16 protein-coding genes and 1 riboswitch are annotated in these 13516 nt (G+C 70.3%); of the genes, 10 read left to right on the forward strand and 6 right to left on the reverse strand.

Annotated elements, in window-relative coordinates; translation table 11 throughout:
• Nucleotides 1-3: 3 nt before the first annotated feature.
• Nucleotides 4-678 (reverse strand): aa3-type cytochrome oxidase subunit III, encoded by a 675-nt coding sequence (ctaE, locus tag NQV15_RS06770; protein ID WP_439647522.1) that lies wholly within the window; start codon nucleotides 676-678, stop codon nucleotides 4-6.
• Here ctaE and NQV15_RS06775 point away from each other — a divergent pair.
• The gene (locus NQV15_RS06775) at nucleotides 667-1071 is read left to right on the forward strand and encodes an Rv3143 family two-component system response regulator (RefSeq protein ID WP_232399049.1); all 405 of its coding nucleotides are present in this window, start codon (nucleotides 667-669) and stop codon (nucleotides 1069-1071) included. The genes ctaE and NQV15_RS06775 overlap by 12 nt on opposite strands.
• A gap of 7 nt (nucleotides 1072-1078) precedes the next feature.
• Nucleotides 1079-2119, forward strand: coding sequence for an anthranilate phosphoribosyltransferase (gene trpD / locus NQV15_RS06780; protein ID WP_232399051.1), 1041 nt, complete (start codon nucleotides 1079-1081; stop codon nucleotides 2117-2119).
• Between the two features lie 77 nt (nucleotides 2120-2196).
• On the opposite strand, the gene NQV15_RS06785 is transcribed toward trpD, so the two are convergent.
• Together NQV15_RS06785 and NQV15_RS06790 are read right to left on the reverse strand one after the other, a co-directional pair.
• Nucleotides 2197-2472, reverse strand: a complete 276-nt coding sequence (locus NQV15_RS06785) for an Lrp/AsnC family transcriptional regulator (protein WP_232399053.1) — start codon at nucleotides 2470-2472, stop codon at nucleotides 2197-2199.
• A gap of 26 nt (nucleotides 2473-2498) precedes the next feature.
• A complete protein-coding gene (locus tag NQV15_RS06790) occupies nucleotides 2499-4205 on the reverse strand; it encodes a DEDD exonuclease domain-containing protein (RefSeq protein ID WP_232399055.1) in 1707 nt (568 codons plus the stop codon).
• A gap of 127 nt (nucleotides 4206-4332) precedes the next feature.
• Here NQV15_RS06790 and NQV15_RS06795 point away from each other — a divergent pair, with 127 nt between their 5' ends.
• The 3 genes from NQV15_RS06795 to NQV15_RS06805 all read left to right on the forward strand — a co-directional run bounded on the left by NQV15_RS06795 (nucleotide 4333) and on the right by NQV15_RS06805 (nucleotide 7046).
• Nucleotides 4333-4578, forward strand: coding sequence for a hypothetical protein (locus NQV15_RS06795; RefSeq protein ID WP_232399056.1), 246 nt, complete (start codon nucleotides 4333-4335; stop codon nucleotides 4576-4578).
• A 92-nt stretch (nucleotides 4579-4670) separates the two neighbouring features.
• A riboswitch (cyclic di-AMP (ydaO/yuaA leader) is annotated at nucleotides 4671-4826 on the forward strand.
• 20 nt (nucleotides 4827-4846) lie between these two features.
• Nucleotides 4847-5803, forward strand: a complete 957-nt coding sequence (locus NQV15_RS06800; protein WP_232399798.1) for a C40 family peptidase — start codon at nucleotides 4847-4849, stop codon at nucleotides 5801-5803.
• Nucleotides 5804-5828: 25 nt separating this feature from the next.
• Complete coding sequence (locus NQV15_RS06805; RefSeq protein WP_232399057.1) at nucleotides 5829-7046, forward strand: hypothetical protein; 1218 nt, start codon at nucleotides 5829-5831, stop codon at nucleotides 7044-7046.
• Here the strand turns inward: NQV15_RS06805 and NQV15_RS06810 are convergent.
• Nucleotides 7013-8743, reverse strand: a complete 1731-nt coding sequence (locus NQV15_RS06810) for an AMP-dependent synthetase/ligase (protein ID WP_232399058.1) — start codon at nucleotides 8741-8743, stop codon at nucleotides 7013-7015. The two genes, NQV15_RS06805 and NQV15_RS06810, sit on opposite strands and share 34 nt — an antisense overlap.
• A gap of 139 nt (nucleotides 8744-8882) precedes the next feature.
• Between NQV15_RS06810 and NQV15_RS06815 the strand changes: the two genes are divergently transcribed.
• The 4 genes from NQV15_RS06815 to NQV15_RS06830 are packed head-to-tail and all read left to right on the forward strand — an operon-like array spanning nucleotide 8883 to nucleotide 11576.
• The gene (locus tag NQV15_RS06815; protein ID WP_232399060.1) at nucleotides 8883-9320 is read left to right on the forward strand and encodes an SRPBCC family protein; all 438 of its coding nucleotides are present in this window, start codon (nucleotides 8883-8885) and stop codon (nucleotides 9318-9320) included.
• Complete coding sequence (locus NQV15_RS06820) at nucleotides 9317-9598, forward strand: hypothetical protein (RefSeq protein WP_232399061.1); 282 nt, start codon at nucleotides 9317-9319, stop codon at nucleotides 9596-9598. The genes NQV15_RS06815 and NQV15_RS06820 overlap by 4 nt, the downstream gene beginning before the upstream one ends.
• Nucleotides 9595-10545 carry an ROK family glucokinase gene (locus tag NQV15_RS06825; protein WP_232399063.1) on the forward strand — a complete coding sequence of 317 codons (951 nt, stop codon included), beginning with the start codon at nucleotides 9595-9597 and terminating at the stop codon, nucleotides 10543-10545. The genes NQV15_RS06820 and NQV15_RS06825 overlap by 4 nt, the downstream gene beginning before the upstream one ends.
• Nucleotides 10545-11576 (forward strand): ROK family glucokinase, encoded by a 1032-nt coding sequence (locus NQV15_RS06830; protein ID WP_232399065.1) that lies wholly within the window; start codon nucleotides 10545-10547, stop codon nucleotides 11574-11576. The genes NQV15_RS06825 and NQV15_RS06830 overlap by 1 nt, the downstream gene beginning before the upstream one ends.
• On the opposite strand, the gene NQV15_RS06835 is transcribed toward NQV15_RS06830, so the two are convergent.
• A complete protein-coding gene (locus NQV15_RS06835; RefSeq protein ID WP_232399066.1) occupies nucleotides 11482-11898 on the reverse strand; it encodes a hypothetical protein in 417 nt (138 codons plus the stop codon). The genes NQV15_RS06830 and NQV15_RS06835 overlap by 95 nt on opposite strands.
• Nucleotides 11885-12670: an alpha/beta hydrolase gene (locus NQV15_RS06840; protein WP_232399067.1), complete on the reverse strand. Its 786-nt coding sequence runs from the start codon at nucleotides 12668-12670 to the stop codon at nucleotides 11885-11887. Before NQV15_RS06840 ends, NQV15_RS06835 begins: the two co-directional genes overlap by 14 nt.
• Nucleotides 12671-12747: 77 nt before the next feature.
• Here NQV15_RS06840 and NQV15_RS06845 point away from each other — a divergent pair, with 77 nt between their 5' ends.
• Nucleotides 12748-13512 carry a lysophospholipid acyltransferase family protein gene (locus NQV15_RS06845; protein WP_232399069.1) on the forward strand — a complete coding sequence of 255 codons (765 nt, stop codon included), beginning with the start codon at nucleotides 12748-12750 and terminating at the stop codon, nucleotides 13510-13512.
• The last annotated feature ends 4 nt before the right edge of the window (nucleotides 13513-13516 follow it).

The following is a 13516-nucleotide window of genomic DNA, read 5'->3' on the forward strand; positions in this document are numbered from 1 at the left end:
GACTTACTGGATGAGGTAGATCGTGGCGAACAGCCCGACCCACACGATGTCCACGAAGTGCCAGTAGTACGAGACGACGATGGCGGAGATGGCCTGCTCGTGCGTGAACTTGCGCGCCGCGAAGGTGCGGCCGATCACGAGCAGGAAGGCGAGCAGGCCGCCGATGACGTGCAGGCCGTGGAAGCCGGTGGCCAGGTAGAACAGGCTGCCGTAGGGAGAGCTGGCGATCGTGACGTGCTCGGTGACCAGGGTCGCGTACTCGGTGGCCTGGCCCGCGATGAAGATCGATCCCATGATGTAGGTCAGGACGAACCACTCACGCATGCCCCACTGGCCCACCTGGTACAGCTTGCCGCTGCGTCCGGGCTTGCCGCGCTCGGCGGCGAACACGCCGAACTGGCAGGTCAGCGACGACAGCACGAGGATCGTGGTGGTCGTGACGGCGAACGGGACGTCCAGCTTCGCGGTCTCCTGCGCCCACAGGTTGGGCGAGATGTTGCGAATGGTGAAGTACGCCGCGAAGAGCGCGGCGAAGAACATCAGCTCGCTGGACAGCCAGACGATGGTTCCCACCGTCACCATCGAAGGACGGCCTTCTTGGCCGTGGAGGCGGGATGCGGGAATCACGGAAGTAGTCGTCACGGCTTCATTATGTACGATCGCCTTGTGAGCGAGCACAAGCCCCTACGGGTCCTGGTCTACAGCGACGATCGTGAGGTCCGTGCTGCCGTCATGACAGCGCTCGGCGCTCGTCCCCACCCCGATCTTCCTGCCTTCGAGTACGTGGAGTGCGCGACCGAGCCGGTCGTCTTCCAGCGACTCGATGCGCGCGGCATCGACCTGGTGATCCTGGACGGCGAGGCGGCCCCCGCCGGCGGCCTGGGCATCGCCCGGCAGATCAAGGACGAGATCTACGAGGCTCCTCCCGTCCTGGTGCTGACCGGGCGACCGCAGGACGCGTGGCTGGCCACCTGGTCGCGTGCCGAGGCGGCCGTCTCGCATCCCATCGAGCCGATCCGACTGGCCGAGGCCGTCATCGAGCTCGCCCGCGGCGTCCTGCAGCCCGGCTGAGCGCCCGGTGACACCACAGACGTGGCCCGACGTCCTGACGACGCTCGTGGCCGGTCACGACCTCGATGCCCCGACGACGGTGTGGGCCATGGACCAGATCCTGGCCGGCTCCGCCACCGACTCCCAGATCGCCGGCTTCGCCGTTGCGCTGCGCTCCAAGGGCGAGACCGCCGAGGAGCTGCGCGGCCTCGCCGACGCGATGCTCGCGCGGGCCAACCGCCTCGACATCCCCGGACGCTTCGTCGACATCGTCGGCACCGGCGGCGACCGGTCCCGGACCGTCAACATCTCCTCGATGTCTGCCGTGGTCGCGGCCGGCAGCGGTGTGGGCGTCGTCAAGCACGGCAACCGCGCGGCGTCCAGCGCGAGCGGCACCGCGGACGTCTTCGAGGTGCTGGGCATCCGTCTGGACGTGCCGGCCGCCCGCATCCCCGACGTGTTCGCCCGCAGCGGCATCACGTTCTGCTTCGCACCGCTGTTCCACCCCTCCTTCCGCCACACCGCGGTGCCTCGCCGCGAGCTCGGCATCGCGACCCCGTTCAACTTCCTCGGCCCGCTGACCAATCCTGCGCAGCCGGCCGCCTCGGCCATCGGCTGTGCGGACGTCCGCATGGCACCGCTCATGGCCCAGGTGCTGGCCGGTCGCGGCCACGATGCCTTCGTGTTCCGCGGTGACGACGGCCTCGATGAGATAACGATCACCACGACGACCCAGGTGTGGGAGGTGTCGGAGGGGACGGTGACGCACAGCGTCCTCGACCCGACCGTGCTGGGCTTCGAGCTGGCGCCGCCGGCGAGCCTGGTCGGGGCCGATCCGGCGTTCAATGCCGATGTCTTCCGCCGGATCGTGGCCGGGGAGGTCTCCCCGGTACGGGACGCGGTGCTGCTCAACGCGGGTGCCGCGATCGCGGCGCACGCTGCCGAGGGCGGATCGCTGCGCGACCGCCTCGCCGCCGGCGTCGAGCGTGCGCGCACGTCGATCGACTCGGGAGCGGCCGCTGCGACCCTGGCCAAGTGGGCCGAGGCGACGCGAGAGCTCGCGGGCTGACGCTGGCCCTGACGTTTCTACCGCGACACGCCGGACGGGTCAGTCAAAACGTCAGGGCCAGCGGCAACGCGTGGCGGCTACAGGCCGATGCTGAAGGCGTCCTCGAGATCGTGCTGGCTGTAGGCGCGGTACGCGATCTGGGTCTGCGTCGACAGGACGCCGTCGACCTTGTTGAGCTGGTCGGCGACGACCGAGGACACGTCGTCGATGTCGCGGACGCGCACCATGGCCACCAGGTCGAGCTCGCCGGTGACCGAGTAGACCTCACTGACGCCGTCGATGTCGGCGATCCGCTCGGCGATCTCGGAGAGCTGCGCGACCTCGGCCTGGATGAAGACGATGGCGGTGATCATGTCTTGAGCGTACCCACCCGTGGCGCCTATCCGGGACGTTGAAGCTCCTGCCACGTCGAGCTGGCGTCCTCGAACGGGGTCAGGTGCCGGGCGGCGCTCTCCAGCGGGACGTGCCACGAGCCGCGGACCATCCGCAGCCCGGGGGAGCCGAGCCAGCGCAGCAGCGTCTCGGTCTCCTCGGCGGTCGCCGCGGGGATGGGGCCGAAGCCGCCGACCACGGTCTCGGCCGAGGCCACCAGCTCATCGACCCACGCCGTCGGGTGGACGCCGCGCGGCAGGACGCCCGCCGCGGCCAGGCGCCCGTAGCGGATGACGTGGACCTCCCAGCCGCCGCCGGGACGTGGCGCGGCGGCGACCAGCTCGTCGACGGACGTCAGCTCACGCAGGCGCTGCGTCCGCACGACCGCCCGCAGGAAGGAGGTCAGCCGGTCACGCCACACGGCGGCGTCCTCGAAGCGCTCGGACCGGGCCAGGTCGACCATGTGCTGGCGGATCGACGTCACCAGGTCGGCCGGATCGGCGATCATGGCCCGGCGCACCCGCTCGACCTCGGCGGCGTACTCGCCGGCGTCGGCCGATCCGTCGCACGGCGACAGGCAGTGCCCCATCTCGGCCAGGGCACAGGGCGACTTGCGTGACCTGAGCGCCAGACGTGGGGTGCACTGGCGGATGCGGAACGAGTCGTGCAGCGCCGTCAGGGCTGCCTCGGCCGCGGGGCGGCCACGGAACGGACCGATGTAGTCGGCGTCGTCGTCCAGGATCGTGCGGACGATCGACAGACGCGGCCACGGCTCTCGGGTCAGCTTGAGCCAGGTGAGTCGGTCGGGGAACTTCGAACGCCGGTTGTACGGCGGGCGGTGCTTGCCGATGAGGCGCAGCTCGCGGACCTGGGCCTCCAGGGCCGTGGCGCAGACGACCGCGTCGATGCGTTGCGCGAGCATGACCATCTCACCCATGCGGGTGCGGGTCTCGGCCTTGGTGAAGTACGAGCGGGCGCGCACGCGCAGGTTTCGGGACGTGCCGACGTACAGGATGGAGTCGCGGGCGTCGCGAAAGAGGTAGACGCCGGGCGCCTCGGGCAGGTGGTCGGCGAGGTGACGCTTCTTGCGCTGCTCCGGCTTGACCTTGGAGGTGTACGTCGACACCTCCTCCAGCGTCGTCACGCCCAGCGGGCCGAGCCGCTCGAACAGCGCGTGCAGGACGTCGACGGTCGCGCGCGCGTCGGACAGGGCGCGGTGATTGGGGGTCGTGGTGGCGCTGAACGCCGCGGCCAGCGTCGACAGCTTGCAGTTGGGCACCTCCTCGCGGCTCAGGACCCGGCGGGCCAGGACCGCGGTGTCGAGCGTCTCGAAGCCCGGCCACGGGATCCCGAGGATCCGGGCGTCGTGCTTGAGGAAGCCCACGTCAAACGGGGCGTTGTGCGCGACCAGCACCGTCCCGCGGGCGAACTCCAGGAAGCTCGGCAGCACCTCGGCGATCCGGGGGGCGTGCACGACCATCTGGTCGGTGATGCCGGTCAGCACGGTGATGAACGCCGGGATCAGCTCATCGGGGTTGACCAGGGACTGGAACTCGCCCAACACCTCGCCGCCACGGACCTTGACCGCCCCGATCTCGGTGATCTTCGAGCCCTTGGCGGCCGAACCTCCCGTCGTCTCCAGGTCGACGACACAGAACGTGACATCGGCCAGCTGACGGCCCAGCTCATCGAATGATCCCTGCACTGCTTCCACGCCGCACAGATTAGGTGGGGCCGCCGACAGTCCGGCCGGGCACGGGCTCACGGGGCTTTTTGTCCGACGCCGCTCCTAGTGTCGTCGACGTGCCCGGACGACCGGGCCCACCCGGCACAGGAGGTGCATGACCATGAACGAGCACGACACCCATCCCACCGACTCGGTGGTCGTCGATTGCGATCGCTGTCTCGTCCGCGGGCCCAGCGCCTGCGGCGACTGCGTCGTGACGTTCCTGCTCGGCGCACCGCCGGCCGGCATCCAGATCGACGCCGAGGAGATGGCCGCGCTCGGCGTGCTGTCCGATGCGGGCCTGACGCCACCGCTGCGCCTGGTGACCCCGGTCGCCGGTCCCGAGACACAGGCCGGCTGAGGCTCCCACTGTTTGAACTGACCCCTCGCTGCACCTACAGTGACTCCTTGTGCGTTCGGTGAACGCCGCCGTCCAGGCGGTGTCGAGCGCACCGTCGAGTCACCGCAGCCATGGGGAAGATGTCTGGGGTGAACCGGGGAACCACGTAAGTGGGGTGAATCGGGCTCGTCGGTCTGCAGTTGGGACCGTCCAGTCCGTAGGGCAATCCACGGCCCGAACCCGTCAGCTCACCCGGTAGACGTCGAGGATGTAGGAGAACTACGTGCGGATGCCACGTGTCCCGGCGATCGCTGCGAGCCTCGTGCTGGCTGCCGGTCTGATGGCCCTCCCGGCCGCCCAGGCCGAGCCCAAGATCACGGTCAAGGACGTCGAGGCGGCCTTCAACAAGGTCGAGGCGGTCAACGAGCAGGTCAACCAGCTGGGTGTGCAGGTCAAGCAGACCCAGGCCGAGATCGACGACATCTCGTCCGACATCAAGCGGGTGATGACCACGTACTCGGCGCAGAAGGCCGAGCTGAGCGGCGCCATCGTCCAGCAGCAGCTCGATGCCCCCCTGGGGCCGACGGCGAATCTGCTCACCAGTGAGAACCCGGACCAGTTCCTGGCCGGGCTCGGCGCCGTCCGCGCCCTCAACAACACCCGCGCCGACGCGCTGGCGCAGTTCGGCGAGACCAGCAAGGAGCTGCGCAACCGTCGCGCCCAGCTGAAGGACCGCAAGCAGGACCTGGCCGAGGCCACCAAGGAGGCCGGCGCCAAGCGGGCCGAGGTCCGCAAGAAGTACGAGGCGGCCAAGGCCGAGCTCGCGCGCCTCGACGCCGCCGAGCAGGCCAAGTTCAACCAGAGCAACACCGACGTGACCGATGTCGACGTCGATCCCAAGGCCGGTGGACGCGCGAAGGCCGCGCTGGCCTTCGCGATGTCCCAGATCGGCGATCCGTACGTCTACGGCGGCACGGGCCCCAACGGCTGGGACTGCTCGGGACTGGTCATGAAGTCGTGGGCCGCGGCAGGGGTCTCCATCCCGCGCGTGGTCGGGCCGCAGATCGCCGCCGGCCGCGCCGTGCCGATGGACCAGCTGCAGCCGGGCGACATCGTCGCGTACGGCGACATGTCGCACGACGGTCTCTACCTCGGCAACGGCCGCGTCGTGCACGCCCCGCGGCCCGGCAAGACCGTGGAGATCACCAGCCTGAGCGGGTTCACCCGCGCGGCTCGGGTTGGCTGAGCGCCGACTACGGCCGTCGCCCAATGTGGCGGCGGCCCTGGTTCTGGCTGTCCTGGCCGGCGCGATCCTGCTGTGGCAGCGGCCCTGGGTGGGTGAGCCCGACCCCGGCGCCGGTGCGGTGTCGCTGCCGGCCGATGCCCGGTCACGGCTGACCGCGCAGCTGCGCGAGATGTCCCGGGCGTCCTCGCAGGACGCGTTCGTCGCAGCGGCCGGTGACCTGCCGGCAGCGCAGGCCTTCGCCAAGCGCACGTGGCGCGCGATGCAGTCGGTCGCGATGCCGGGAGCGACCTTCCGCTACGTCAGCGGGGGAGAGGTGGCGGACCGGGCCGACGGATCGGCCGCGGCGAGCGCCGAGGTGTCGTGGCAACCGTCCCCGGGATCGGGGCTGGACCCGGCGGCGACGTACCGCTCGACGGTCGAGCTACGGGTCCGTCCCGAGGCCGACGGCACCTTGTCGGTGGTCGGAGCCGCGCAGGTCGCCGGCCAGGTGCCGATCTGGCTGATCGGCGACGTCGCGGTGGACGATGGCGCCGGACGCACCGTCGTGCGCGTCGACGGCGGTGGCTCCCTGCCGCTCGAGGACATGGCGACGACCGCACGGGCTGCGGTCGAACGGGTCCTGCCCGGTGTGGACGGACGACTCACGATCATCTCACCGCGTACGCGTGCGCAGATGGCCGCGATCGTGGGGCAGGAGAGCGATGCAGTGGCCCAGATCGCTGCCATCACGACCGGGCTCGACGGGGACCCGGCCGCGGGTCAGCCGGTGGTGGTCCTGAACCCGACGGTCTTCGCCACGATGGACCGTCGCGCCGCCCAGGTCGTCCTGACCCATGAGGCGACCCATGCGCTGACGACCGCCGTCGGCACCACCGGTGCCAACTGGGTCGTGGAGGGATTCGCCGACTTCGTGGCCCTGCGTGACGACACCGCGCCGCTGTCGGTGAGCGCCGGGCAGGCCCTGGCCGACGTGCGCGCCGGGCGGGTGCCCGAGGGTCTGCCCGCCGATGCGGACTTCTCCTCCACCGGGCACGGCCTCGGCGCGCTGTACGAGTCGACCTGGATGATCTTCCGCCTGTTGGCGCGGGACCACCCCGACAGCGATCTCGTCGCGTTCTACCAGCAGGTCGTCGGCGGTGAGCCGGTCGACCGCGCGCTGCAGTCGACGTTCGGGCTCACCGCCGACGAGCTGACGGCGCGGTGGCGGGACTACCTGACGAAGAGCGCCTCGACGACGTCGTGAAAGTCGCGCAGGACGGCGCTGCGCTTGACCTTGAACGACGGCGTCAGGTAGCCGTTCTCCTCGGTCCAGTCCTCGGGCAGGATCTTGAACTTGCGGATCGACTCGGCCTTGGACACCTGGGTGTTCGCCTCGTCGATCGACTTCTGCACCTCGGCCAGGAGCTCGGGGTCGTCCAGGCTGCCGGTCCAGGTCTCGGCGTCGATGGTGATCAGCGCGGCGATGAAGGGCTTGCCGTCACCGACCACGAGGCACTGGCTCACCAGTGCGTGGGCGCGGACCCGATCCTCCAGGACCGCAGGAGCGACGTTCTTGCCGCCCGCGGTCACGATGATCTCCTTCTTGCGGCCCGTGATGCGGATGTAGCCGTCCTCGTCGATCTCGCCGAGATCGCCGGTCGCGAACCAGCCGTCGGCGTCGAGCACCTCCGCCGTGGCCTCCGGGTTCTTCCAGTAGCCGTGGAACACCTGCGGCCCGCGGAAGCTGAGCTCGCCGTCCTCGGCGACGCGGACCTCGGTGCCGGCGAACGGCTTGCCGACCGTGCCGAGCCGCATGTCGCTGGGACGGTTGGCGCACAGTGCGGCGGTGGTCTCGGTCAGGCCGTAGCCCTCGATGATCGTGACGCCGATGCCCCGGTAGAAGTGGGCCAGGCGCTCACCCAGCGGCGCTCCACCGGAGATCGCGAACTCGGTGCGACCGCCCAGCGCGTCGCGCAGCTTGCCGTAGACGAGCTTGTCGAACAGGGCGTGACGCGCCCGCAGGAGGACGCCGGGCTTGCCGCCGTCGAGCGCCCGGCTGTAGCTGATCGCGGTCTTTGCGGCCCGATCGAAGATCTTGCCCTTGCCGTCGGCGTAGGCCTTGCCGCTGGCGGTGTTGAAGACCTTCTCGAACACCCGGGGGACGCCCAGCACGAAGGTCGGCTGGTAGGTGCCCAGGTGGGTGACCAGGTCCTTGACGTCGGCGGTGTGGCCGAGCTTGGACCCCGACCGGATCGCGCCGACCTCGATGATGCGGGCGAACACGTGGGCCAGCGGGAGGAACAGCAGGGTGGAGGCGCCCGGCACGAACATCTCCGGCAGCTCGGTCAGACAGGCGTTCAGCTCGTACCGGAAGTTGCCGTGGGTCAGCTGGCAGCCCTTGGGGCGTCCGGTGGTGCCCGAGGTGTAGATCAGGGTCGCCAGGGTGTCGCTGGTCAGGGCCGAGCGGCGCTTCTCCAGCTCCTCGTCGGTGACGTCGGTCCCGAGTGCGCGCAGCACGTCCAGGCCGCCGGTGTCGATCGTCCACACCTGACCGAGATCGGGTGCGTCGCCTCGTGCTTCCTCGACGCGGCCGAGGTGTCCTTCGTTCTCCACGACCGCGGCCACGGCCCCGGAGTCGGACAGGATCCAGGAGATCTGGGAGGCGGAGGACGTCTCGTAGATCGGCACCGTGACGGCGCCGGTCCACCAGATCGCGTAGTCCACGACGGTCCACTCGTAGCGCGTCTTCGACAGCAGGGCCACGCGGTCGCCCGCTGCCACGCCCGCGCCGATCAGGCCCTTGGCCACGGCGATGATGTCGCGGTGGAACTCACCGAGCGTCACGTCGACCCACGAGTCCCCGACCATGCGGGCCAGCGCGATGTCTTCGGAGTGCTCCGGGAGGCGGTCCAGGATGTCTTCGCTGAGGTTGCCCAGATCGGGCGTCGGGTGCGATGTCACGTAGGCACGGTACTCCGGACCGCTGTGTGTGATCCCCAGGGGCCGGGGCGCCACGGGGTCGCAGCGCCCGACGCGGGCATCGGCTGGGTGAGCCACTAGCATGGTGGCTCACGCGGGAGCCGGGGACGAGGAGGGCTGAATGGCTCGCACCACGAGCGACATCGTCATCGATGCCCCGGCCGATCAGATCATGGCCGTGATCGCTGATTTCTCCGCGTATCCCGTGTGGGCGACCGGCGTCAAGACCGCCGACGTCGTCGCGACCGCGGACGATGATCGCGCGCGTCAGGTGCACTTCGTGCTCGACGCCGCGCCGATCCGCGACGAGTACGACCTGGCCTATGTGTGGGACGCCGACCGCACGGTCTCCTGGCGGCTGGCCGAGCCCGGCTCGATGCTGACCTCGATGGACGGCGCCTATGTCCTCGAGCCGCTCGACGGGGCACGGACCCGGGTCACCTACCAGCTGTCCGTCGACGTGTCGGTGCCGCTGCTCGGCATGCTCAAGCGCAAGGCCGAGAAGGTCATCATCGACACCGCCCTCAAGGGGTTGAAGAAACAGGTCGAGGCCTCGTGAGCGCGCCGGGACCGGAGAATCCACCGCCGCTCGACGACGAGCCGGTCGGCTCGATCGCCGAGGAGGCGTTCAAGCTGTTCGACGCCATGACCGGCTCCGCGACCGACGAGGCGGCCCAGCACCAGTGCAGCACCGCATGGTGCCCGGTGTGCCGCGTCGCCGGACTCGTCCGTGAGCATCCCGAGGCGATCGCCTCCGTCACCACCTCGGCAACCGCCCTGGTCCGCTCCGTGCGGAACCTCGTCGACCAAGCCCTCACCCCGCAGGAGAAGCAGTGACCCTCGCCATCGGCGTCGACATCGGCGGCACGAAGATCGCGGCCGGCCTGGTGTCGGAGACCGGACAGATCCTCGACTCCGTCGAGGAGCCCACCCCGGAGGACGCGAGCGCGATCCCGGTCGCCGTCGCCGATCTCGTGGAGCGGCTGACCGGGGAGCAGGATGCGGTGGGCATCGGCATCGGTGCCGCCGGATTCGTCGGCGAGGACCGGCAGACCGTCCGCTTCGCCCCCAACATCGACTGGCGCGAGGAGCCGCTGGGCCAGCGGGTGCAGTCACTCGTGAAGCTGCCGGTCGTGGTGGAGAACGACGCCAACGCCGCCGCGTGGGGCGAGTTCAGCTTCGGTGCCGGTGAGGACACCGACGACGACCTGCTGCTCATCACGGTCGGCACCGGCATCGGCGGCGGCATCGTGCACCACGGGCAGCTGTACCGCGGCGGATTCGGCGTGGCCGCCGAGATCGGCCACATGCGCATCGTGCCCGACGGCATCTTGTGCGGCTGCGGTCAGCGGGGCTGCTACGAGCAGTACGGCAGCGGCAGCGCGCTGGTGCGTGACGCCCGCGAGCGGGTGCTGAACGAGGACCCGCGGGCCGGCGCGATAGCGGCGCTCGGCGGCGGCGACCCGTCCCGCATCACAGGTCAGGAGCTGACCAAGCTCGCGAAGGACGGTGATCCGCTGGCGGTGGAGCTGTTGACCGAGCTCGGCCGGTGGATCGGCGAGGGCGCCGCGGTGCTGGCGACGATCCTCGACCCCAGCGTCATCGCGATCGGCGGCGGCGTGGCCGCCGCGGGCGACCTGGTGCTGGCCAGCGTCGTGGAGGCGTTCGAGACGCACCTGCCGGCACGTGCTCACCGTCCCCAGGCGTCGCTGCGCCTGGCCACCCTGGGCAACGAGGCCGGCATCATCGGGGCCGCGGATCTCGCCCGCGTCGAGCCGGTCTGATGGTCGTCTCGCTGGGGATCGACATCGGCGGCACCAAGATCGCCGCGGGCATCGTCGACGCCGACGGCCGGGTGCTGGACCGGGTGAGGCGGGACACCCCCACGACCGACCCGCTGCAGGTCATCGACGCGATCGCCGACATCACCGAGCTGTTCCGCAAGGAGCACCACATCCGGGCCATCGGCATCGGCGCGGCGGGATTCGTCGACGCCACCCAGTCCACGGTGCTGTTCGCGCCGCACCTGGCCTGGCGGCACGAGCCCCTGCGTGATGCCGTCGCACGACGAACCCGCCTGCCGGTGCTGGTCGACAACGACGCGAATGCGGCCGGCTGGGCGGAGTGGCGCTTCGGCGCGGCGCAGAACGAGACCGATCTGGTGCTCATCACGCTCGGCACCGGGATCGGCGGCGCCCTGGTCATCGACGGGCAGCCGTACCGCGGCAAGTTCGGCATCGCCGGGGAGTTCGGCCACATGCAGGTCGTGCCCGGTGGGCTGTCGTGCCCGTGCGGCAACCGGGGGTGCTGGGAGCAGTACGCCAGCGGACGGGTGCTGACGCGTCGCGCCCGCGAGGCCGCGGACGACGGCACGCCCTTCGGCGTCGAGCTGCTGTCCGACGCGGGTGGAGACGTGCTGGCCATCGGCGGCGCACACGTCACCGCACATGCCCGCAGGGGCAATAAGGAGGCCATGGCCTGGATCGCCGACGTCGGCGACTGGCTGGGGGTCGGCATCGCGAACCTGGCCGCCGCCCTGGACCCGGGCACCTTCGTGATCGGCGGCGGGGTCAGTGACGCGGGGGAGCTGTTGCTCGCGCCGACCCGCGCGGCGTTCTCGCGGACGCTGACCGGTCGGGGCTACCGCGCCGAGGCGCGGATCGTCCAGGCCCACCTGGGGCCCGAGGCCGGGCTGATCGGCGCAGCCGACATGGCCAGGCTCACAGCACGGCGCCGTCGTCCGGCCAGTCCCGGCGCGAGGGCCCGTGTTCGGGCAGCTGCAAGAACAGGTAGATCGCCGCGGCCACGAAGATGAGCGCGGCACCGGCGACGAGCGACCTGGCGAGGTACACGTGCGCGACCGTCGCCCCCACGAGCAGCAGCGGGGCACCGATCACCCCGACCCACGCCAGCAGGACGCCACGGCGACGGGGGATCAGCGACGTGGGCTCGACGCGGCGGTAGAACGGCTCCTCGGTCTCGGCCGGTTCGGCCTCGTCGGAGGCCCACCGCAGGGCGTCCGGATCGGGCCGGGGCGACGGCACCGGGTCGATCGGCTCGTCGGGGAAGGACAGGTCCAGGTCGAGACCCTCGACGATGCGGTCGAAGTCGTCGCGGTCGTCCTCACGATCGCTCATGCGCTGCTCCCGGGTGCTCGGCGGGCAGGTGCTCGGCCAGGAAGACATCGGTGCGCGAGAAGATCAGCGGGGCGTCGTGGTCCAGCGTCGCGACGTGGAAGCTGTTGTCCAGCGTGACGTCCTCGACGACGGTGGACGAGAGACCGTCCAGGATGATCCGGCGCGAGGTCTCGTCAACGACGTGGTCGTCGGTGGAACGGAAGAACAGCAGCGGCTGGGTGACCGTGGGCAGCGCCGCGCGCACGTCCTTCCACATCTTCAGCTGCGAGGCCAGCGCCTTCAGCGGTGTCCGGTCGTAGCCGATCTCGTCCTGCCCGGGCATCTTGATGTCGTTGCCGATGCCCGGCATCGAGGGGATGACCCACTGCAGCGCGGGGACGAGCTTGACGTCGAACCGCTTGACGTTGACCGCCGGGTTGACCAGCACGAGCGCGTCCACGTCGGACGGGCGCTGCTGGGCCAGGCGCAGGGCGAGGCACCCACCCATCGACAGCCCGGCCACGGCGACCCGGTCGCAGCGGGAGCGCAGGTCGGTCAGGGCGGTGTCGAGCTCGTCGTACCAGTCCGTCCAGCGGGTCCGGTTCATGTCCTGCCAGGTCGTCCCGTGCCCGGGGAGGCGAGGCACCCGGACGGTGTGGCCGCGCTCGGCGAGGTGCCGGGCCCATGGAGTCATGGACGCCGGCGAGCCGGTGAAGCCGTGACTGAGCAGGACACCGGTGCTGCCACCGTCTGCAGCAAAGGGTTCGGCTCCGGGCCGCGGCGTGGAGGTCATGTCCTCATCATCCATCATGACCTGTGACCCTGCGTAGCATCGTGCGAAACCGGTGCCGTTCGGAGTAGGGTCGGGCCGTGTTCTATTGGTTCTTGAAGTTCCTCGCGCTGGGTCCGTTGCTCAAGCTGATCTTCAGACCATGGGCGGAGGGCACGGAGAACGTGCCCAAGGAGGGTGCCGTCATCCTGGCGAGCAACCACCTGTCCTACAGCGACTGGCTGTTCATGCCGCTGGTGATCCCGCGGCGGGTGACCTTCGTGGCCAAGGCCGAGTACTTCGAGGGATCCGGCCTCAAGGGCTGGCTGCAGAAGACCTTCTTCTCCGGTGCCGGTCAGGTGCCGATCGATCGCACGAGCGGGTCCGCGGCGGCGGGGGCCATCAAGACGCAACTGCGACTGCTGCGCGACGGCGAGGTGTGCGGCATCTACCCGGAGGGCACCCGCTCGCACGACGGCAAGCTCTACCGCGGACGAACGGGCGTCGCGCGGCTCGCGCTGGAGGCCGGTGTGCCGGTCATCCCGCTGGCCGTCATCGGCACCGATGTCGTGGCGCCCCCCGGCAAGGTGTTCGGCCGCTTCGCCCGTCCCGGCGTCCGGTTCGGCAAGCCGCTGGACTTCAGCCGCTACGAGGGACTGCAGGACGACCGCTACATCCTGCGGGCCATCACTGACGAGATCATGTACGAGATCATGCGCCTGTCCGATCAGGAGTACGTCGACCTGTACGCGCCGGACGCCAAGAAGCGCGACCAGGCCCGCGAGAAGGAAGCTGCCAAGCAGGCCGCCCAGGAGGCGGCCCGCGCCGAGTCCGACGAGGTGTGGCAGGAGATTCGTCCGCAGTAGGCAC

It is taken from the genome of Aeromicrobium wangtongii, from assembly GCF_024584515.1.
GTDB lineage: Bacteria > Actinomycetota > Actinomycetes > Propionibacteriales > Nocardioidaceae > Aeromicrobium > Aeromicrobium wangtongii.